The organism is Paenibacillus sp. UNC451MF (assembly GCF_000686845.1).
Lineage (GTDB): Bacteria > Bacillota > Bacilli > Paenibacillales > NBRC-103111 > Paenibacillus_S.
This window is the reverse complement of sequence record NZ_JMLS01000028.1, coordinates 82,011-103,931: the sequence shown is the minus strand read 5'-3', so window position 1 is coordinate 103,931 and position 21,921 is coordinate 82,011. Positions and strand designations below refer to the sequence as shown.

The window sequence follows — 21,921 nt, the reverse complement described above, 5'->3', positions numbered from 1 at the left end:
TTTCCTTATCTCAAAGCTATACGTCGTGAGCTTTTGCCCCTTTTTTGCCATAACGAAAAGCACCCCCTACAGTTTTCATCGGTTATTAACACCAGGGTGTTTTACCAATGTCCACTATAAGGGGTGCAGTTCAAATCCGAGGTGGCTCTTTGAGAGAAAAGCTAGCTGGACTAAGATTCGTTCGTTGTTCGACTAGCTTTGACATGTTTAAGCTGGGCAACGATGATGACGCTAATGATTACCAGAAGGAACCATGAGCTTATCTTATTGAAACTAACTAGCTTCCAGGTTTGGTACTGGTCAGGGTATTTCCAAGCACCAAAAAATGTGGCAATATTCTCTGCTAACCAGATGAAAACACCTACAATAATAAACGCAAGCGTTAAGGGCATTCGATAAGTTAAAGTCCGTACCCGATAGATGATCCATGTTTTCCAGAAAACAATAAATACAAGAGCAGTAAGCCACCAACGGAAATCGGGAATAAAATGATGAGTGAAAAAGTTGAAATAGATAGCTCCACCTAGCAGTACGGAAGATGTAAGACCAGGCCAGCCGGTCATGTCCATTCTCAGTCTCCGCCATACCTGACACATATAGCTTGCTACACTAGCATACATAAAACCGCTGTAGAGCGGGACACCGAGCAGCTTCGTATATCCAGGATCTGGGTATGACCATGATCCCATCCTTACCTTATACAACTCCAGTACCAAACCAATCAAGTGAAATATACAGATTACTTTGATTTCATCTCGTGTCTCTAAATGACAGCGATACATAAGGTATTGAACCCCAAGCAATATAATTAAAATAGCATCGTAACGATGTATGAATGGCACCTTAATCACATTAGAGAGAGCCAAAGTTCCAAAGATAGCAACAGGAAATATGCAGCTCATCGCCTGATGATAGCCAAAGTGAAGTAGTTGTATTATAGGTTTCAATTATGCTTATCCCCTACCCATGCTCTTTTTAATTGCACGATTATTTAAACTAAATTCATTCACTATAAATAATAATGATGAAATGGGTTGGAAAAAGAGAAAAAAACTTGATTAAATTTGCTTATATTAGTTAAAGCAAGAATATAATAGCCTATAGTTTTTTATTGGTAAAAAACTTGAATTCTACTTGTTAGGTGAACAAAGGCTGCCGTCCGTGCCGGCAGCCTTTGTTCTGGTTGGTAATTGAACTCTCGATATATCGCCCATCTTCATCACGCTAAAACTATCCATATAGTTCATTCAGAATAGGCGCACATATGTCGGCTACCGCACCGACGGAAAATGGATTGACTAATTTTCCTGCAGCCAAAAGATTCAGATAGTTTGTACTACCTCCCTTACTGCAAAATGCGAGATAGTCTTTCCAAGTCTCCTGATAGTTGATTTTTGACCGTCCATAGAATTCAAAAGCACTCATCTGTGCAAAGTTGTAGTCGATATAGGAAAAAGGAGCGTTGAAGAGATGAGGTTGGCTGTACCAAGAGGTTCCACGCTTAACGGATTCATGATTACTCCCGGCACGCCAGGGCATATATTTCTGTTCAATTTCACTCCACAGTTCACAACGCTGAGATTTTGTTAAGGTTGTGTTCTCATATACTTTGTGTTCAAATTCATCAATGGCACATCTATAAGGAAGATACCGCAATGCCTCATACAGATGATTCCGTCTAAAGTTATCTTTATGTTCCCCGACGATAAGCTCCAAATAGGGGTATGCAAGGAGTTCCATCGTCTTGGAATGTACTTCGTTGATACTGACTGTTGAACGGTGGTATTCGAACAACTTCTGACTTCGTGCTGCGGTATAAAATGCAAAACCATGCCCCAACTCATGGATAAACATTAACGCGTCATTGCCATTAGCTTTTAAGTCGCAAATAATGAAGGGTGCTTTATAGTGTGAAAGCATACAACAGCAGTAAAAAGGACGTTTGTTGAGTCTAGACTCAACATCAAACAATTCATAATCATAAATAAAATTAATGAAATCGCTGCTTTCCTGCGATATTTCGTGAAATATATTTTTGACAGTATGGACAATATTCCCAACTGCGCCAATTGGCACAGAATTATCTTGGGGTCTTTCCTTTTCAAACACGGCACAAGCAGGAGTAATGACGTCAAGCACCTGAGAACGAAAAGAGGAGATAGCTTCCTTCCCGTAATCGATGCGTCCCTGGATTCGATACGCCATCTCTATATAACTATCGAAACCGAGACTTTTAGCCAGATTCGTCCGCACATTGATCATGCTGTTATATAAGTCATCGATTTCACTGGACCTCGCTTCTTTTGATTTCCCTGAAGAAACCAGCTTGTTATATTCTATACATAATCGGTTTTCTTCAAGTTGCAGCGAAACGGCATTTTCCCCTGATAGGCTCCTTCTAATTCTCATATCTTGGATAATCTTATCTCCGAATTCAGCTTTAATCCCCTCAATATAAAGGGAATCTAGAAGTACATCGTCACATTCTTTTCGAAGCAATCTAATCTGCGGCTCTTCAATACTATCTGTGTGCACTGTATTCTTGTAAAATGTATCCGAAGTATCGGTCAGAAATCGTATGTATGCGAGATCTGTTAACATATCCAAATATTGATCCGCTTTTTTTCGTGATAGCCATAAATCACGAAAGTTCTCATAGGAAGAAGCATTTGCCATTCCCTCCTTAGATTTCAGCAAGGCAGCTTTTTCTTTTTCATAATCCGGGCTTATATAATTGAGTTCTGAAAATTTTTGCATAACTTTCACTCCTTACTCACTATCATAGAGTTCACAACAGATTAATATGGCTTAAGTTGCTGTCCACATCTTCTCTAAAGAAATAGGAAAGGAGTTTTGGAAAATCCATAGTTTCTTTAAATTGATCACCATGAGGTACAGCATTTCAGAATGCTGTAATTGAGAATAGTCGTAAAAATGTAGTCCTATCCCCAAATACCAATATTGGATTCAATGGCTTCTTACAAGTAGCGGATGCTTCAAATTTGATATGTTAATCACGGATTGGGAAGCTTTGGAGGAAGAATTGAGCAGGATCCAAGATGATGTTATAGTTGTAGAGCAAGAAGACAAAGGCCAGTTTATATTTTTTTATCATTATTCTAGCCTTTTCATTAATAATCGTCATTTCCCAAAAAAAACAGTTTTAGCTAATTAACGGTTTTACAATAATGAGCATCTCAATTATTTACTCAGCAGTATCCGCTTTCGATTGACTCATTTTGTCTGGCATCCTCGTCCTGATTATTAATAGAGCTATCGTTTCCTGTTAGTGCAACGACCGTTGGCTCTAACATTTACAAATCATCAACATATTTCCATCCGGATCTTTGAAATTGAACCAATGTCCATTCTCAATATCGGTAACAAGTTCAACTTTACGGTCTTTCATGAATTGATAAGCTTTATGTATATCGTCAGTGTTAAAATGAAAGGTAGGATTTCTAAAGTATGAATCCCCATTGTAAATATTGCTGTCTAACACAAGATTCATTCCATTATTATCCAATGGTATACAACAAAGATGGCCCGCAATAATATCAAACGTAGGTTCCAGTCCAAGAATGGAGCAATACCATTCCCTAGCCTCACTGATGTCACTTACTGGAATGAAAACGGCTCCAACTTTACTTTAAATAATACTCACATTTATCACACTCCTTAATAAACGTAGTACAAAGGTATAAGATTAGATATTGTAATCTGATATGCTACCGATTTGATTGACAGGCGCGGCAGCTCCTCGCTAACTGTTGTAGAACTAAAGTTTCCCTTTAGTTGAAACATCTCAATGGTTTTCTTTAATTTTCTCTATAATTTCACTAACACAATGTTCTATATCCTTATTGGAGCAATCAAGAGTTTTATCACTATATTTAATGTATAGAGGAACTCTTTCCTTGTAAACGTCCTTAAGACTATTTCCTTTCTTTATTACGATGCCTCTGGTTGCTATGTTTATTAGTCTCCTATTAATTTCTTCATATGGGACATGTAAATAAATAATCTGTCCATCCTGTTTAAGGACATTCATAGCTTTTTCTGAATATATAACACTCCCACCTGTAGATATAATGCTATTTTTCAGTTGCAATTCAGACACAATTTTTTCTTCGACTTCCATAAATTTTTCGATACCATCATTATCAATTATATCTTGTAACAACCTACCTTCAAGTTGTTTTATAACAATATCTGTATCTACGTAATCCATTCCTAAAGCTTTTGCAAGTAACACACCCAAAGTACTTTTACCAGCTCCAGACATACCTATAAGAACTATATTCATATTTTGTATTGCCTCCATTTTGGATCTTTGAATTGCTTAAACGAAAGAAGCTTTCTTCGCTCGATCTGAACAGGGTCCAGTACAACAGGGTCATTGATCAGAATCTTTCTTTTCCATTTTATGCTCATAAGTGAAGCCTCCTACTTGCCGTTGAACAAAAATTCATATTTATTTGAATATGTAAGACAGATAATTTAGTTCATTTACCATTATTTACTAATATAATATCAAACGTATGTTCGTTTGTAAATAATGTTTGCTCGTAAAATGATCGTCGGGAATGAGATTATATTATATTCACCGGACACGCTGGTGCGTTTTCAATAATTAAAATTGGCCAACCATTCAACTCGTTCAATAGCATAAAATTTTCCCGTTTAACATAAAGAAGGGGCACGCAATAACGTGCTCCCTCCCCTTTGTCACCAACCGAATTATAGTCGAATGTCAATAGTCGTCCCAACACCCACTTCACTGTGAATGGCAATTTCTCCATCATGCACCTGAATAATATCTTTGGCTATCGCCATTCCGAGCCCGGAGCCTTTATGAGCATCCCCAGTGTTGGTTCCGCGGTAATAGCGGTTGAAAATTTTGTCGAGCTCCTCTTTCCTTATGCCTTTGCCGTTATCATGGATGACAATTTGGGTCCGATCGGTCTTTTCTATACTTACGGATATGTTTACGTTAGCGTCATTATGGACAAGCGCATTATAAATTAAATTGTTGATCGCTCTCCGAATCAGAATTTCATCCACCTCTACCGGAATGTTTTCTTGATTAGTATGAAACTCAATATGTCGTTTGGCATATTTCGGGTCATTGACAATATCGATCACGATATTTCGCAAGATCACGACCATATTCGTCATTTTTTTGTTTAACATCAGTTCTTTATGTTTCAATCTTGTCGTCAAGCTTAAATCTTCTATGACCTCTTTGATATATAGCGACTTTTTCTCGATAATATCAGCATATTCCCTGATTTCGTCTACAGTAAAGCGATAATCAGGGTTTTTTATCATTTCTGCAAAGCCTTGAATCGAGGCCAGAGGCGTCTTAATATCGTGAGATATGTTGGTTACCCATTCCTCTTTCATGCGGTCTAATTTTTTCCGTTCAGACTCATTCGCCTTTAGCTGATTGGATAAATGATTGATATTTAAAAATACTTGTTTGAAAATACCTACCGGCTGTGCATGAAAATATTCATTGCTTGCCAGCCTCTTAATCCCGTCGATCAATGTATATAGCGGCATTGTCAGCCGTTTGCTCAAGAAATACCCGATCAATAACGTAATCAATATATCGATAGCTAAAACGACGCCTCCGACTTTAACCATGCGAAACAACGAATGATTATCGTATAAAATAAAATATCGGTTAATATTGCGATTCTCGATCCCAATCAAATAGCTGTATGTGTGGCCGTTTGCTTTCTTATCTCCGATAAAAACGGTTGTTTCTGAATTCACTTCCTTGTACTTGTACATTTGAATGATTTCCGAGGGAGTGTAGTGTTTCTTTAGCCCTTCTGGTGCCTGGGAACAGAAAAGCTCATTTCCGTTTTCATCCAAAATTTGAATCCATGCATTTCTGTTGGTCAGCTCTTCCTGACCTGCTTCGGAAATCGTCAGTTCATTGCCGGAAATCGTGATTTGATCCTCAAACTGCCTTGCAAATTGCTCGGGAGAATGTTCCTCTTCTTGAATGATAGGGGGATTTAAAGTAGCGTGAGCTATGAACAAAGCAAGTGTAATGAAAAGGTTTATGAAAATAATGAAGATCACTACGAAGACAACCGAGATGAGATATCTTACTGTTAACTTCCATTTCATAAACTATTCATCCTCTACTGCAAGTTTGTAACCTAAGCCTTTGATAGTAATTAAATAGCGGGGTTCTGAGGGGTGCTCTTCTATTTTTTCCCGCAGCCTTCGGATATGAACCATGACCGTATTATCGATACCGATAAAATCCTCCCCCCAAACAGCATCGTAAAGCCTTTCTTTGCTGATCACTTTATTCACGTTCTGAAGAAAATACTTCATTAAACCAAGCTCTTTCGGTTTTAATTCAATGCCGGTCCCGTTCTTTAATAATTCCGCTTTTTGTTCGTTTAATACAAAGGGGCCAGCTGTTAAAACTGTATCCTTCGTTGTCACTGGCAGCATATAATCGGCTCTGCGCAATTGGGCTTTCACACGGTAAGCCAGCTCTTTGGGGCTGAACGGCTTGGTGATATAATCGTCGCCACCAATGGCAAAGCCTAAGACCTTATCAATTTCCTCTGTTTTGGCTGATAAAAATAAAATTGGAACCTTCGAAACCGCCCTCATTTGCTTGCATAAGTCGTAGCCTTCCCCATCTGGCAGCATAATGTCCAGTAATACAAGATCGGGCTGCTTTTGCTGGAATTGGGCAAATCCGTCTGCCGCTGTCGTGGATGTGATGACATGTTCAATGCCTTCTTTTCGTAAAACCGTAGCGATAAGCTTCAATATCGCTTCCTCATCGTCTATAATCAAAACCTTTTTGTTGATCGACATGTCATCCTGCCTCCTGGAAAGAAACGTATAGGTAATTCATTTCCTGTAAGTATGCGGCACTTTCTCTCGTATCTGGCTGTACGGAGCCGCGGAGCATGAAACAAATGCGCAAGAAAGCCATGCTGCATCGGCTTCTTTGCGCATTGTCCGGGTTTATTGGACGGTTTGTTTTTTGCCATAAGTCATGTATCGCCATACTTTTTCCAACGGACCCATTTTAAAATAGCAGAACCACAGATTGCTGCAGATAAGCTCCACGATCATGATCAGGCATGCAATCAGGGTCACATTGGAGGGGGACACCGTCTCCAGCCCCATTAGCGATATGATCCACAGTCCGATAAAGCTTTGGGCGACGTAGTTTGTTAGCGCCATCTGGCCCACGCGTGCGAAGGGCTGAAGCAGCTTCCGGACTGACTGATGCTCCAGTATCAATAACAAAGATGTTACATACAACAAGACTCCCGGAATGGAGCTCAAGGAAACGATGATCTTCAGGTTATCAGCTCCATGCTGGGCCGCCGTCCAGATCCAGATCGACAACCCTGCAAAGATCGGTAATGACACAAGCTGCACCTGACGAACCTGTTTTTTCAATTCCCCTACCCGTCGGATCCAATCAGCCTTCGCTACCAGAAATCCAGCTAAAAACATGATGTAGACTAAGGTAGAATCCGAGGTTGCAAAGTCAATCGCGTTGGATAATGGACCGGCTCCTCCCATCGTAAGCTTTGAAATGAGCGCGAGCAAGTAAACCCCCGTGATTCCTCCAAGCCAATTGCAGATGGTCGTCACCTTAGCCCTGTAAAAAGGAAGCAAAAACAGACCTATCAACGCGTAGCCAGGCAGGATGGTGCCCCAGAAAAAAAGGGCATGGATAATGCCCATGATGAGGAGCATGAGCAATCGACGTGTAAATCGCCAGATGGGCTTGTCCCCCCTTCGCTCTGCATGAGAGGCAAAAATGTAGAAGCCAACACCGAACAAAAATGAGAAGATAGAGAAAAATTTCTTTTCCACAAGAATGAGAATCAAGGTGTCAATCATTTGATTGATTCCGGTGTATTCTGGTATTATCATACCTTCGGTAAGGACAATATATCCTTTTACATTAATAAACAAGATTCCGAATAACGCAAGCCCCCGAATGATATCTAAGGCAATAATCCTATCTTGCTGTGGAATAGATGGGTTCATATTGCTTTACTCCTTATGATCCTTCGATTTATTGCAACTTCTGACTTGCTTTCTCTGGCAGCTTTTCTTTCGTTACTTCCTGGTAAGAGGTCACGCCTCTTCCTTCTTTAACAAACAGACTAAGATAAGCTCGCTCCCTCAGCGGCTTCGGGGCGGAGAACTTCAATGTTTTTTGCCCCCCGTTCTTATCGAAAGCCGGCAGCTCGTATTCGAATCGTACAACGATTTCTCCACTGTCCATTTTATATTCAAGCTTCTTTCCTTGCCCTTGAATCTGAATATAGTAGACATCTGTCCCTAGCCGGTTCAGATTGACGTTCTGAAATAAGAACATACCTGCAACTAAAAGAGCCGCAATGACGATGCAAGAAATGAATATTTTTTTCATAGTCCTCTCCCGTTCCGTGTTAGGCATTCGATTTGATGACAATTTTGTAGTAGGTATTGACGGTTAAGAAGTAATAAACGATGTACATGCTAGCATATACACCTATGCATAGGAGGACAGGTATCACCAGGTTGATTTGGATGAGCCTGGATAGAGCCGTTAAAGCAACGATGCAATGAGCAATTCCCGCAATTAATGGCAGAGCAAACACGAATAAAATTTGGCTAGCGATCGATTTGCGAATTTCTTTTTTGTTCACTCCGATTTTGTGCAAAATGACGTAACGTTCCTTGTCTAAGTTGGCTTCCGTCAGCTGTTTAAAGTAAATGATACTTCCCGTGGCTGCAAGAAAAACCAATCCTAGGAACCCGCCCATAAAAATGATTAACCCAGTAGATTCCGTTCCTGCGGCATAATCCGTATAGAAGCTGGAGAAGTACGCATCTCGCGGCAGTATGGTTTGAACATCACTGGATAGTTGCTTGGCTTCGTCTTCGTGTGTAATCTTGTAAGCTTCCATATTCACGAGTGGAGCTTCTTTTTGCAATTCGGCAAATACCTCATCGCTAACCACGACAGCTGTATTCGCCGTCCGAAGGTTCAAGACGTTATACCGCTTTAAGCTTTTGAAAGTAACGTTCTCCGTAAGCTCCTTCGCATTCAGTGAGATCGTAGAGTTGACATATGCAGGCGATAGCCCTTCGTAATATCCCGCATCCAACACAGCCGCTTCTTGTCCTCTTAGCATCAGCGAATCATTTCTTTGTTGAACTTCAGCCAGCTTGTTAAAGGTTGCATTGGAAATGAGGGTATAGTTCACGATATTGCTGGAGATTTTACTGTTCAGGCTCGTAATATCTACCTTCATTTGCAGAGCCGGGATGCTCACATGATAAACAACCTCATGCTTTTTATCGCGCGAAATCCGTTCGTTAACTTCAATCACTATGCTTTGGTCGTTCGTTATAAACATCATGCTGTTAGGATCGGCAAGCTCGACATTGCTTCGGTTGTTGTAATAAAAGCTGTATGCAGTTCCGACGGCCGTCAATGTCGTAGCGCTTAGGACAGCGATGATCGTTAACGTACGGGCGTTTCCTTTCATGCGGTACAGAAGCTGGGAAGTGCTGATGAGATGAATGCCGTTCCAAAATCTTTTTTTGTTTTTACAGGCCATCTTTAACAAGTACACGATGAACGTGCTGTACAATAAATAAGTGCCTATGATCACGGTGGCACATATAACCAGCGGTGTGACCATGAAACCCATGTTTCGCCAAATGGAGGACTCCAATATGTTTTGAAGCGCCAGCCAATAGCCGAGTCCAATCAATATTACGGCTAACAATGCCATTATCCAAGAGGCTCTCGGCTCTTCCTCACCTTCTTTGTCTGCCTGAAATAGCTCAATTAATTTGAACCGATAAATCAGTCGGTACCCATGGAACGAAGTAAGGATGGTAATCACGGTGAATACAACGATGGTATGGATCACCGCTTGAGGAGACATGTGAAAATGTATCATTGCATCATAGCCCATGACCTTCATCAAAATCGACACGAAGCTTCGGGACAATAAAGATCCAAGCAAAATCCCGAATATGATGGCCAAGATGCCCATTATAAAATTTTCGTAGAACAGCATGCGACCGATTTGTTTCTTCCGCACGCCGAGCAACGAGTACAGTCCGACTTCTTTTTTACGCTTCCTGGTAAAGAAGGAATTGGAGTACCAGATGAATATGGCGACGAAAATCATTAAGACCACTGACGCTCCGGAAAAGGCAGAGCTGATTTTGGGCGAAGCGTCCGACGTCGCTAGGATCGTCGAATCGTATTTTAACGAAACGAACGTGAAGTAAATGACGATGCTAAAAATCATCGAAGCAAAGTACAGGAAGTAGTTGGTGAAGTTTTTCCGGATGTTTTTTCCCGCAAGCTGAAACAACGTCATTTACCGCCACCTCCAAGCGAAGCAAGGACATCCATTATTTGCTGAAAAAATTCCTGCCGCGATTGCTGATGCTTATGAATTTCCGCGTACATTTTGCCGTCTTTAATAAATAGGATTCGCTTGCAGAAGCTTGCGGCAAACGCGTCATGCGTCACCATCATGATGGTTGATCGATGCCGTTCGTTAAGCTGGGTCAGGCTTTCGAGCAGACTAGCAGACGATTTCGAATCCAATGCGCCCGTCGGCTCGTCCGCTAGGATCAGGCTAGGATTGGCGACAATGGCGCGCGACGCGGCTGTTCGCTGTTTCTGGCCCCCTGAGATGTGATAGGGGTATTTCTCGAGGATGTCCCGAATGCCGAATGTATCGGCGATTTCCTGGACACGCGCTTCGATATCGTTGGCCGGAACCTTCGATAAAGCAAGCGGAAGCAAAATATTCTCTTTCACCGTCAGCGTATCGAGAAGGTTATAATCTTGAAAAATAAATCCAAGCTGATTGCGACGAAAGTCCGACAATTGTTCCTCGTTCATCTGCAAGATATTTTGACCGGCGATGACAATTTCTCCAGACGTGGGGCTATCGATGGTAGACAAAATATTAAGTAAGGTTGATTTCCCTGCTCCCGAAGGTCCCATAATGCCAATAAACTCGCTTTCCATCACTTCCAGATCGATATCTTCAAGTGCCTTGTATTGGTTTTCCTTCGTACCGTATATTTTTTGAACGTTGTTTGCCTGTAAAATGGTTTTCATATAGCCATCCTCCTTGTTTCTCTACAAAAACAATTATAGTTCTCCTACCTTACAACGTTTTAATGCGAACCTTACAGGAACCTTAAAAAGTGGAGGATAGCGGCAGCACCATTAAATCTAGCCTTTATTTCAATAAAAATAGCAGGTGCCGCGGCACCTGCTATTTAGTGATTGGTATTAAACTGTAGTTAAATTTTCAGATACAATACTGTTACTAGATCGATTCCCAAATCATCTTTACTTGCGATAATAACGGTTGTGCCAGTAGTAGGACATCTCAAAGCTCGCAAATACACCTACAACTGCAGCAACCACTATAATCGCCCATATGCCGATAGCTGTGACAGATCCGTTAACCCCCAGAAGAAGAACACTATCAATTACCCATAATAAATCGAGAATGGCAAAAAAGAGCACTAGCCGAGGAGATATTAAGTTCCTGGTTGCTGTCCACAATAGTAATGCGACGACAATGAGCAGGAAAACGCCTGTTCCTGCTAGTGCGCTCAGGTTGTCCAAACCTGTCCAGCTGCGGGCAAATCCGGGAAACATAAGCAGCAGCAATCCAACAGCTCCCGAGGAAACGGCATTCGTCAGGAGAACTTTTCGAATCAGTGTATCTCCTTCAATCGTCTTTACTCCATTTTGTTGCTGTGTCATGTGAAAGCACCTCTCTTAGTCAGAATTGATTTTTACATGATCAGCATAAGGAAGAAAGAACTGCCATAACCACACATTTTACTGCCAAAAGGTGCTAGTTTGCCTGTGGAGCTCAAGAATGATCTTAATATCCGATTAACTTACCTTGGCTCCATGAGAAAGCGCAAGCAATACAGATTGCTCTCTATCCATTCTCATTCCTGTAATGGTGAATGTTTTAAAATCTACTCCTTCCATTTTAGCCCCTCTTACATCCGCATCCTGTAACTTTGCTTTTGTCAGTATAGCCATAGTCAGATCACAATCTCTTAAATCGGCTTTTTCTAAATTTGCTCCTGACAAGTCTGCTTCGTAAAATTTAACCCTGCGTAAATCCTGTTTAACTAATCTGGAATTTCTCAAATTTGTGTAAGACCAATCTCCTTGAAAAATTGTGATCCCATCCATATTTGAGCTAGAAAAATCTGAACCTGTCATTTTACATTCTTCAAATTTCGAAACAAAAAGATTAGTTCCATTAAAGTTGCAATTCTCAAACGCTGATTCTTTATGAATGGACCCATTTAATGAAGCTCCTCGAAAATCACACTCAATAAAACGGCAGAAACTGGATGTAATCTCATCAAGAGATCCATTAGAAAACGAGCAACGATTAAATGTACAACTTATTAAATCGCCGTACCTTAAATCTTGTGTACCAAAGTCTATTCCTTCATATTTTTGATTACTATGCTGAAACATAAGTTGCCTCCCAAGTATTATTGTAAGCTTAGTCTTTTTGAGTTAAGTATAAGGCTTATTTAATGCTAGGTATGATCGTGGATAATGCATGCTTATAGATCATGCTCTGTTTTCCAGAGTGCGCGCGTATAAAGACGACATGTTTATCAAAAAGTTCAATTGTTCCTTTGATTTGTACTCCATTAGTGGTGATAATCAAGCATTCAGTTCGATCTTTCATCAAGATGGATAAATGATATTCTTGACTAAATCCTGGTTGTTTTTCAAACTTAGTTTATCCCTCACTTTTTAGAATAGGATCTAGTATCCTCCCCTACCCCCGTGATATGATCTTTGTTTAATGATAGCACACGGCTGTCAAGTACCCGTTTGATCACAACTAAAAGTCAAGAACTTTATTTTTTATACTCCTTACGGAATTATTTCAGTTTTTCAAGAAAAATGACCTGAACTAAGTCCACCGTCGTGCTTGCAGACTTGTTTCCCGGATAACGCCATCATATAATTCCCAAGAAAAAAAGCCAACCAGAGTTCCTGGTTGACCTAATGATACAAAATAATGTCCTAGACTGCCGATCATCTTCAATTTTCTTTAATTTCCCCTACTTAACTCTGTATTCTTCGAAAAATTGGGGTATGATCTGAGTCGAAGCCCCTGGCATTTGGGGTAACACGTAGTAACCGTCCTTAACAGTAGCAGGCTCTTCAAAAATATGACGAATCCAAGGAATATACTCCAGCATCGTTGCGTTTGATGTAGAGGCGACAAGGTGCTGATGTATTTGCCCCATATCTCCCACATGTGGACAAATCGGTAAGTCATAGGAAGCTGCGAGACCAGCAACCTGTAACCACTCAGTTATCCCCCCCACTCGGGTCACATCGACTTTTACATATTCGACTGCACCTTGATGAATATAATCACGGAAAGCAAATTTTGAATAGACGTGCTCGCCTAAGGCAATCGGCACCGTCAATGTATCCGCGAGCTTCTTATGTCCAAGAACGTCGTCTGGATTAAGCGGCTCCTCCAGCCAGAACAAGTCGAATTCCTCCAGCTTTTTGCCCCAAGTCATCGCGGTATTAATATTCCACTGTTGATTAACATCGATCATAAAGGTTGTGTTGTCGCCAATTGCTCTTCTCACGGCCCTAACGCGATCAAAATCTTCATGAGGATCTGGTTTTCCTACTTTAATTTTAACTCCAGTAAACCCTTGTTCGACGATTTCGCAAACATCCTTGATCAGACGTTCTTTGCTCCAATTTAGCCAACCCCCGTTTGTGTTATAAGCTTTTAATTGCTTCGACTTATGTCCACCCAAGTACTGCCACAAAGGTTTATTTGAGGCTTTGGACATGATGTCCCATAATGCTATGTCCACTGCGGCAAGAGCCATGTGAGTAATTCCAGCTCTTCCGATCCAGTGCATCTTGCCAAATCTAAGTTGATCCCATATTTCCCTTACCATGAAGGGATCTTTACCTATCAATTCCGGCGCATAATACCGATCGATGGTATCGATAATCATCTCGTCTCCATTAGCACAAGTACCTGTATAACCGTATCCAATAAAACCGTCATCTGTAAAAATCCTTACTCCGGCTAGTCCCCAATGAGTAGCTACATTTATTGCATCCGTTATCGGAGGAGTTATAGGAACATGCAGAATAAATGACTCCACTTTTGTTATTTTCATAGATAATTGATTTCTCCTTTATGTGTCCACTTAATAACCTAGAAAGTGCTTGCTTTACTAGTATCCTGACACCAACGGGAAGATCGATAATACCGTATCATGATCTCAATTGCTTCATCCGTTCGCAGATGGGTGAGTGCTTCCGCCGCATAAGCCCTGACATAACGATCTTTGCTGTACAGCGCTTGTTGCAGGGAGCGAACAACTTTCATTGGATCGCCTGTCTTACCTTTGCGCAACAGTGACAGTGCCGCCGTATAACCGATCTTATTAGAAATGTAGTGCTGCATGGTTACATATGCATTTTTCGATTGCATGTCTTTCGTCTCAGAAGCTTCGTCAGTTTCACATATTTCACATAGCAAAGACTCCTCCAATACATTTGCTAATGCCGAAACGACCTCTTCTCCAGGATTTCTGACCATGCCCAAAGCTTCGACCGCATTTCTACGGACCCAATCACTCTCATCTTGTAAGCATGAGATAAGCGAGGATATCGCTTCGCCTTCGGGATATCCGATCATTCCTAGCACGAACACTGCTAACGCCCTGCGCTTCTCATCTTCATGCTTCATAACATGTAGCAGTGCTGGAATGGCTTCCATGCCTGCTCCTTGTAATCCGTATGCGGCACGTTCCGCTACTAAGCTCGATCCTTCTTTTAAATGACCGATTAGCACTTCAATACCTTTTATTCCTAATTGTCCAAGGGCGTAGGCTGCGTTCAACGCGGTCGTTTCTACCGGATCATTCAACAGAACCCCTAATTGGGGAGCACAAGAAGCCGCTGCTATACCTATCCTCCCCAAATCGTCTGCAGCCCGCTCGCGCACGGTCGAATCCTCTGCTTCAAGGTCTTGTTGTAATGCCAACAATCTCTCATCGTTAATATTCATGCTGTTCTGCTTTGCCGTATGTTTGTCTCCCCGGAGCCAATCCCAGACATCCTGCCATAAATTCATATGGATAGCGGGTGTTCCTTCAGGCACGATCATCTCCTTGCTCTGATGATTCCAACTTGGAAATTCCGGTGCGGATAACCTGAGAAATTGAAACTTGAGCATATATCGATCTAGATCCGATACATTAAGTGAGGCTTTATGCCACAAGTCGAAATGTACCAGTACCATCGTTCCCGCCTTGCCTGTCGGCAGAAGCGTCTCCCCTCGTTCGTCGAGAAATTTTTCGTAGTATTGGGTGCCAGGCATGATCGCAGTAGGCCCTAAATCCTCAGTAATGTCGTGAGTATAATAAAAAATCATGGCCCACCACGGCCGATGGCTGCGAAATGATGACCAATAACCGTCTTTGTGCCATGTTCCGCCCCCTGGAGTCTGGTTTCCTGGTCGGTTGTAGTGACAGTGACGGTGAGGATGCATGTAATAGTCCGATCCAAGAACACTCGTTAAGGCTCCTTTGACAACCGGAGTATCGAACAGTTGCTGTATATCCGGAACTCGAGGTAGAATGTTGTTGCCCGGGTTACCCTCTTCGTGCAGTACGTAATAGATTTGGTTCATAATACTGTTATGAAGCTGATGTGGCAAATCGTTCTTAAGTACAAGATACCCTTTGGTAATAAACTGCAGCATTTGCTCATCTGTTAACAAGTGCTTGCTGTCTAACATGTTATCTCCACCTTTAGATGTTGTATGATTACTTTGTTAATCTTACAGCGCAAGGTGTGAATTGTATTTGGAAAAAGGTCAATCATTTGTACAATCGTCATATCAATTGCATTATTATTTTGTTAGAGGTGGTGATCGAAGATGGATTTCGGAGACTTTCATCCTTACGTTTATTATGCAACCCGGTATCCCTTTTCCAAAGGACAGACCAGCAGCAATCGGATCAGCTATGCCTCCTCTCTCTATTTGATCAGCGAAGGAAAAGGTGTTATTCAAACATGTGGTCGAACTTACGATACTGAGGTCGGCTCACTCGTATATATACCAGCTGGGCAGCTCCACCATTGGATTGCTGACAGAGATGAACCGATGGTACATGTGTGCTGCTATTTCGATTGGTCATATAGGGATCGAAGAATGGAATTTATCAACCCAAGCATCATCTGCTTTGATCCAGCATCTCTACAGCCTTCTCTGATTGGCCCCACTTTTCCATACTCTTTACCTGAATATATGAAAGTGGAGAAGCTGCGGATATGGATTGATTTCTTCGAGAAGTTTTATACTGACAATCAATATACGAATGAGAGGACATACATTCGCAGTCTGAAGATACAGAGCAGCTTCCAACAATTTATTGAGTTTTTTCTCCATTTTGCTCTGAATGAGGAATATATCCCTGATCCCCGAATGTACAAGCTGCTCGACCGATTGGATCAAGATTTGTTGCATGGAAAGCTGCAGCCCTTAAAGACATATTACAAAGAACTACGAATAAGCCGAGGTTATTTTTTCAATTTGTTCAAACAAGCTACTGGTTTGCCACCAACACAATATATCATTCAATTCAAGATCAATCGGGCGAAGAATGACCTCCTATTTACGAATCTAAGCATCACTGAGATAGCGGAGAAGCATGGTTTCTCGTCTGTTCATTATTTTTCTAAGCTATTTAGCAGGTTAAACGGAAGGTCACCACGGGAATATCGTGAAGAGAAAAGAGATGATTCATGAGGTATGAATCCGTGTATCATTCTGCATTGAATTAAAGCTTGCTGCTTAACTCGGATCAAATTCTTGACCGTTATCGATACCCAGTAGCATTCGCTGGTTTGCCCGCTTCTTGAACTTCTACGAGATACCGCCAGCAGTCGGGCTGTGACCCGTCAAGATCATAAAAACCATACATTTGTGCGAGCTTACCGCTGGACAAAGAGTGACCGTTCCATCGAGCAGCTTCCGGATCACCAGCTAGCGCGGCAACAGCACGCCCTACAAAACGCGGAGATTCCGAGATGATGAAATGGGGTTCCTTAATAGTGGCATCACGCCAGTTTTCTTCTTTAACACCGTAGTGATCAAGCATGATTTCAGAACGCATCCAACCCGGGGTCACTGCTATGGCGTTGCATTTATGGGGTGAAAGTTCATGGGCTAAAGACTGAGCCATACGAATGACGGACGTCTTCGCGAGATCGTAGAACAGTGATAAACGGTAGTTTTTATCGTTATATTCTGCCGTGCCGTCCGATATCTCAATGACAAGTCCATTCTTGTTTCGTATTAATAATGGTAGTGCAAAGTGGCTTGTAATGATATGCGTGTCAATCGCAAGCCGAAGCATGCGAAACCCTCGTTCTAGGGAGTGCTCCCATAAGGGCACGTTCCACTGTGCCAAATATTCAGCCCCCCACACATCGTTGACCAGGATGTCCAGTCTCCCCTGTTCGTTCTCAATACGTGCAATTAGAGCCTGGACCTGATCCGGATCCAGATGATCTACTTGAATCGCTATTCCTCTACCACCCACATTGTTTACAAGATCAGCGGTTTCTTCAATAGTTTCAGGACGATTATACTCGGATCGTTGTGTTCGTGTCGTACGTCCAGTCAAATAAACAGTAGCCCCAGCTGCGCCTAATTCGATAGCTATTCCTCTACCTGCGCCGCGCGTTGCACCCGCCACCAAAGCTACTTTTCCATCTAGAGGTTTCATATTCTGTTACTCCTTTCGTTGATCTACCTCCCATTATGAACCATTAATATGTCAGCTTGTGTCATATTAATAATTGCAAATGTATCTTTTTTAGCAGGGATAACCACCTTAGTTCCATGTTAGCTAAGGCTATGATCTAGGGGGCGCCGGATTCAACTTTTTACGTTTAAAAAGGCCTAAAATTAGCAGTAACAAGGGTCCTCCTGCCATAAATATAGGGAATACGTACTTTGTGGCTACTTTTTGTGGGAAAATGACCGAAATTTCTTCATAGTTCGTAGGGAGCAACGCTATAACCAAAGCAACTCCAGCAATAACCCATACAGGGATTCTCCAGTTCTTCATGCCAAATAGCTGTGAGGTACCGTACCCAGCCACAAATAAATATAAGGCTAGTTTAGTAAATATGCTCATGATCCAAATCGTAATAACAACGGCATCGAGATTTTCAATAATTCCGCCAATGGATATGGAACGTACTGTCATTAGCATTGGATACGGATACCCGGAAGCTACGTTAGAGCCAAACATGAGGAGACTGACGATTACGGATAATGAGGTGAAAATTCCTGAAACCATGACTCCGTAAACGGAATGACGGACTTTAAACTTGCTATGGTCTACAAAGGAGCTGAGTATAAGAATCAATATGCAATCACCTAAGAAGGCTGCTGTAGGCAGCGCTCCTTTCATGATAGCCATATAACCGCTATCCGAAAAAATAGGAAGCAAACGATCCCTATCCATTTCATTAATAGCTAAAAACATGGGCCCTATAACGCCGATCAATATGATAGGCCCTGTCAATTCGCATATACGTCCAATAACACCTACTCCATGCAAAGTAGGATATAGCACGACGATAAGCATCAAAATGATAATAATAGATACTGGTGTTTTAGGCATGATTGTACCGGTTATAAATAAACTAAATTGCTTTAAGATCACGGCAAGGATGAGAATCCAAACTAAGATGTACATGGCGGAAACTAATCCTCCCAACCATTTACCAAGCAAACCACGGTTATATTCGATTAAGGATTTGTCTGGAAAAATGGTGTAGAGTTTCCCGCAAATATAGGCGATACCAATACTGATACCCATCGCTAGCAAGGCGGAGATCCATGCATCCTGCTGTGCTGATTGAATAGCGGGAGAAGTAGTGAGAAGTATCGTCATAATGATCTGCGTGCTAACCATCATCCAGAATAGCTGCCGATTTGTTAATTCCATATCACTCATTACATTCCCTCTCTTTTGCCTCGGACCGTAATATTGGTTATTCCAGGTCTATGGATTTCACTATTCACCTCTAACTGAACGTCTATCGTTTGGAATACGGAACCCCAATTGTTTTTCACCTTCTTCCATTCTTGCGGATATTTCTTGTGAAAGGCTCGGGCAAAACCAACTACATCCGTCTTTAACTCTTTTTGCAGCTGGTCTAATGTACTTTTAAGCACTTTCTTTAATTCCTCATCGAATACTCCCTCTAGTTTTCTCAAACTATTAGTCCCATTGGCTATAGTCATGGTCGTTGAATTTTGTACTACATCGGCAGTAAGCTTTAATTGTATTTTTACTTTCCAAATACCGTTCTCAATAGTTGGAAACAACTTGGCCTTGGTATGAAGCACCCTAATGACAATTTGCCCTCCTTCTCCTTTTTTGGTTAAGGTAATATTTCGGCCAAGCTCAGCATGATTAAGGAGCCGAATCCCTATGAGTGATTGACTATTCAGAAAACCGGCAAGCTTTTTCATATGAATAACCGAAATCCCGCTGACAGACAGGATAGCCTTTTCGGAACCGTTAGAAATCATCGAGGTTAAGGATGCGACAGGAAGTAAGAAGGCTCCCGAATCTCCGTTGAACATTTCCTCTACCTCGTGCATCGTAGAGGAGCGGGTTGACGGTTTCTGTGAAAGCTTAATGAGGGTTTCATAGGTATTTGGATCATTTTGTGATTCAAGCAGCTTTTTCGCTGTCCCTTTGCAAACAAAGAAATTGGCTTGCTCCCGCGGCTGAATATCTCTAAATAAGAAATCAAACTCGTTATACATACCTTGCCGTGCCAAAGCCTCACCAAAAACATACGCTTTTGTATGCCCCCAGGTAAAATATCGTGGCAGCTTCTTTTGTATCTCTGTTAATGCATCGGCCATTGAGCTCCCCTGCGTTGAAAAGGTGTAAACATTACCTTCTCCTCCTCCCCCTCCCCCACTCGATCCTGACCCAGATCCGGTCGGATTGGGTATAAAGACTTGTACGGTTAATTCAATACGATCGTCTTCAATTTTGTCTATGCCTGCGGATACGATTAGGGCCATGTCGTTTACTTCTACTTTGTCCCAGCAGCCAACAAGTAAAAACAGGATCAAGAATACCGGGAAGATTAAGAAAATCCTCATTTTTTGCCTCCCTACACATATCCACTCGACTTATTCCTGAGAATTATCTGGTTTATCGCCTTGCCTTTTCAAATTACCTCTCGCATAAAAAGCGGGACGAAATTTCATCTTGCCTCCAGGTGCACGTATCAGTACATCCTTTAATCCATTGGGATATATTGGCGCCAACGGAGTCAGATAAGAAACTCCAAAAGAACGGAGAATACACAAATGACTTATGATTAACAGCATGGCTAAGATAAGACCGAATAAACCTAACATTCCAGATAAAATCATGATCGGAAACCGAAGGATTCTGAGAGCAATACTTGTCGGATACTGAGGCATCATGAACGATGAAATCCCGGTTATTGCTACGACCATGACCATCGGAGCAGAAACCAAGCCTGCTTGAATGGCTGCTTGACCGATAACAAGTGCGCCTACAATACTTACCGCAGATCCAATCTGTCTCGGAAGACGAACACCGGCTTCACGTAAGGCTTCAAATGTAATTTCCATAATCAGAGCTTCCACTAGAGCAGGAAACGGGATTTCTTCTCTTGATTTCGCAACGCGAAGCAGCAGTGTGGTGGGAACCATCTCTTGATGAAAAGTTAATACCGCTACATAGATTGCAGGAGCAAGCATAGCGATTAAGAAGAACATATACCGAAGCCAACGAATGAGAGTTCCTATTATAAAGCGTTGATAGTAATCCTCTGGGGATTGCAGCATGGACCAAAAGGTTGTTGGTGCAATTAGAGCGATAGGTGTATTGTCTGTCATGATAATGATTCTTCCTTCTAAAAGACATGCTGCAGCCACGTCGGGACGTTCCGTAGTTTGCATCTGGGGAAATGGCGAATAGTTGTTGCTCTCCATTAATTCTTCAATTATTCCACTCTCGATCACACCGTCTATGTCCATTTGGGAGATTCGATCCGATACTTGGCGGACTATTTCTTGTTTCGCAATTCCTTCCATGTAGCCCACCGTTACATCTGTTTTTGAATAACGACCTACAGTGAAGGATACGAATTTTAATGCGGGTGTCCTTAGCCTTCTTCGAATCAAGGATATATTCACTGATAACGCTTCAATAAAACCTTCACGGGGTCCGCGCACAACCGCCTCGGCCAGCGGTTCTTCAACGGCCCGCTTAGCGTAACTCGTCACTTCAATTGATAAAGCACCTTGGAGTGTATCCACAAGCAAAACCGGCTTACCTCCCAATGCCTCATGGAGGATATCCCCGATATTTTGAAGCTCTTTAGTATCTGACACGATAATTTGTTCCTTAAAGTTACAGATGGAACCGGAAGGATTCATTTCGGCTTTCAAGAGCGGTGAAAGTACATATCCATCCAACAGCTCCATATCAACCAAACCACGAGTATACACTACAATGGCACTAATACCGCAATTTAAACGAATGGGATGGAATATCACATCTTCGCAAGACTCAAATATCTTCTTCAAATGACGCACGTTTCCGGCCAGATCGGCTGATATCAAAGTATGATACAGTTCTTTGTCTATGCTTGGATCCTCCGGATACGGTTTATACATACTAACCCCCTGTTATTCGACATTTTAATTAATGTTATGCTCTTCCAATTCGCGAATTATTCAGAAATTCATCATCTCTATATAG

The 21,921-nt window shown here is 41.8% G+C and carries 20 protein-coding genes and 1 pseudogene; 1 reads left to right on the top strand and 20 read right to left on the bottom strand.

Annotated elements, in window-relative coordinates; translation table 11 throughout:
* Window positions 1–170 precede the first annotated feature (170 nt).
* From BP97_RS0125460 to BP97_RS0125385, 16 genes and pseudogenes are all read right to left on the bottom strand, one after another.
* The gene (locus tag BP97_RS0125460; RefSeq protein WP_028551659.1) at window positions 171–947 is read right to left on the bottom strand and encodes a DUF817 domain-containing protein; all 777 of its coding nucleotides are present in this window, start codon (window positions 945–947) and stop codon (window positions 171–173) included.
* A 283-nt stretch (window positions 948–1,230) separates the two neighbouring features.
* On the bottom strand, window positions 1,231–2,757 hold the full coding sequence (locus BP97_RS0125455; protein WP_028551658.1) for a M3 family metallopeptidase: 1,527 nt from the start codon (window positions 2,755–2,757) through the stop codon (window positions 1,231–1,233).
* Between the two features lie 550 nt (window positions 2,758–3,307).
* On the bottom strand, window positions 3,308–3,628 hold the full coding sequence (locus tag BP97_RS37385) for a VOC family protein (protein ID WP_197035535.1): 321 nt from the start codon (window positions 3,626–3,628) through the stop codon (window positions 3,308–3,310).
* A gap of 177 nt (window positions 3,629–3,805) precedes the next feature.
* Window positions 3,806–4,306 carry a shikimate kinase gene (locus BP97_RS0125440; RefSeq protein ID WP_036746516.1) on the bottom strand — a complete coding sequence of 167 codons (501 nt, stop codon included), beginning with the start codon at window positions 4,304–4,306 and terminating at the stop codon, window positions 3,806–3,808.
* Window positions 4,303–4,434: a hypothetical protein gene (locus BP97_RS41470; RefSeq protein WP_269321927.1), complete on the bottom strand. Its 132-nt coding sequence runs from the start codon at window positions 4,432–4,434 to the stop codon at window positions 4,303–4,305. The genes BP97_RS0125440 and BP97_RS41470 overlap by 4 nt, the downstream gene beginning before the upstream one ends.
* A 306-nt stretch (window positions 4,435–4,740) precedes the next feature.
* On the bottom strand, window positions 4,741–6,144 hold the full coding sequence (locus BP97_RS0125430) for a sensor histidine kinase (RefSeq protein ID WP_028551656.1): 1,404 nt from the start codon (window positions 6,142–6,144) through the stop codon (window positions 4,741–4,743).
* A 3-nt stretch (window positions 6,145–6,147) separates the two neighbouring features.
* A complete protein-coding gene (locus BP97_RS0125425) occupies window positions 6,148–6,855 on the bottom strand; it encodes a response regulator transcription factor (RefSeq protein ID WP_028551655.1) in 708 nt (235 codons plus the stop codon).
* A 153-nt stretch (window positions 6,856–7,008) separates the two neighbouring features.
* Entirely contained in the window at window positions 7,009–8,052 is a 1,044-nt protein-coding gene (locus BP97_RS0125420; protein ID WP_028551654.1) for a DUF418 domain-containing protein, read from the bottom strand.
* A 28-nt stretch (window positions 8,053–8,080) separates the two neighbouring features.
* Window positions 8,081–8,440, bottom strand: a complete 360-nt coding sequence (locus tag BP97_RS0125415; RefSeq protein ID WP_028551653.1) for a YxeA family protein — start codon at window positions 8,438–8,440, stop codon at window positions 8,081–8,083.
* A 19-nt stretch (window positions 8,441–8,459) separates the two neighbouring features.
* On the bottom strand, window positions 8,460–10,394 hold the full coding sequence (locus tag BP97_RS0125410) for an ABC transporter permease (protein ID WP_028551652.1): 1,935 nt from the start codon (window positions 10,392–10,394) through the stop codon (window positions 8,460–8,462).
* Window positions 10,391–11,149, bottom strand: a complete 759-nt coding sequence (locus tag BP97_RS0125405) for an ABC transporter ATP-binding protein (RefSeq protein WP_028551651.1) — start codon at window positions 11,147–11,149, stop codon at window positions 10,391–10,393. The genes BP97_RS0125410 and BP97_RS0125405 overlap by 4 nt, the downstream gene beginning before the upstream one ends.
* A gap of 237 nt (window positions 11,150–11,386) precedes the next feature.
* On the bottom strand, window positions 11,387–11,809 hold the full coding sequence (locus BP97_RS0125400; protein WP_051620958.1) for a hypothetical protein: 423 nt from the start codon (window positions 11,807–11,809) through the stop codon (window positions 11,387–11,389).
* Between the two features lie 135 nt (window positions 11,810–11,944).
* The gene (locus tag BP97_RS0125395; RefSeq protein ID WP_028551649.1) at window positions 11,945–12,550 is read right to left on the bottom strand and encodes a pentapeptide repeat-containing protein; all 606 of its coding nucleotides are present in this window, start codon (window positions 12,548–12,550) and stop codon (window positions 11,945–11,947) included.
* 55 nt (window positions 12,551–12,605) lie between these two features.
* Window positions 12,606–12,782: pseudogene (locus tag BP97_RS39830) on the bottom strand (RNA chaperone Hfq); the annotation flags it as partial.
* A gap of 370 nt (window positions 12,783–13,152) precedes the next feature.
* On the bottom strand, window positions 13,153–14,250 hold the full coding sequence (locus tag BP97_RS0125390) for a mandelate racemase/muconate lactonizing enzyme family protein (protein ID WP_028551648.1): 1,098 nt from the start codon (window positions 14,248–14,250) through the stop codon (window positions 13,153–13,155).
* A gap of 38 nt (window positions 14,251–14,288) precedes the next feature.
* Window positions 14,289–15,878, bottom strand: coding sequence for a HEAT repeat domain-containing protein (locus BP97_RS0125385; RefSeq protein ID WP_028551647.1), 1,590 nt, complete (start codon window positions 15,876–15,878; stop codon window positions 14,289–14,291).
* A gap of 141 nt (window positions 15,879–16,019) precedes the next feature.
* Here BP97_RS0125385 and BP97_RS0125380 point away from each other — a divergent pair, with 141 nt between their 5' ends.
* Window positions 16,020–16,892, top strand: a complete 873-nt coding sequence (locus BP97_RS0125380; protein ID WP_028551646.1) for an AraC family transcriptional regulator — start codon at window positions 16,020–16,022, stop codon at window positions 16,890–16,892.
* Window positions 16,893–16,962: 70 nt separating this feature from the next.
* Here the strand turns inward: BP97_RS0125380 and BP97_RS0125375 are convergent, their stop codons facing one another.
* The 4 genes from BP97_RS0125375 to BP97_RS0125360 form a co-directional block, all read right to left on the bottom strand.
* Window positions 16,963–17,874, bottom strand: a complete 912-nt coding sequence (locus tag BP97_RS0125375) for an SDR family oxidoreductase (protein ID WP_028551645.1) — start codon at window positions 17,872–17,874, stop codon at window positions 16,963–16,965.
* A 129-nt stretch (window positions 17,875–18,003) separates the two neighbouring features.
* Entirely contained in the window at window positions 18,004–19,116 is a 1,113-nt protein-coding gene (locus tag BP97_RS0125370) for a GerAB/ArcD/ProY family transporter (protein ID WP_028551644.1), read from the bottom strand.
* On the bottom strand, window positions 19,116–20,285 hold the full coding sequence (locus BP97_RS0125365) for a Ger(x)C family spore germination protein (RefSeq protein WP_028551643.1): 1,170 nt from the start codon (window positions 20,283–20,285) through the stop codon (window positions 19,116–19,118). The genes BP97_RS0125370 and BP97_RS0125365 overlap by 1 nt, the downstream gene beginning before the upstream one ends.
* Window positions 20,286–20,315: 30 nt before the next feature.
* The gene (locus BP97_RS0125360) at window positions 20,316–21,836 is read right to left on the bottom strand and encodes a spore germination protein (RefSeq protein ID WP_051620957.1); all 1,521 of its coding nucleotides are present in this window, start codon (window positions 21,834–21,836) and stop codon (window positions 20,316–20,318) included.
* Window positions 21,837–21,921 lie beyond the last annotated feature (85 nt).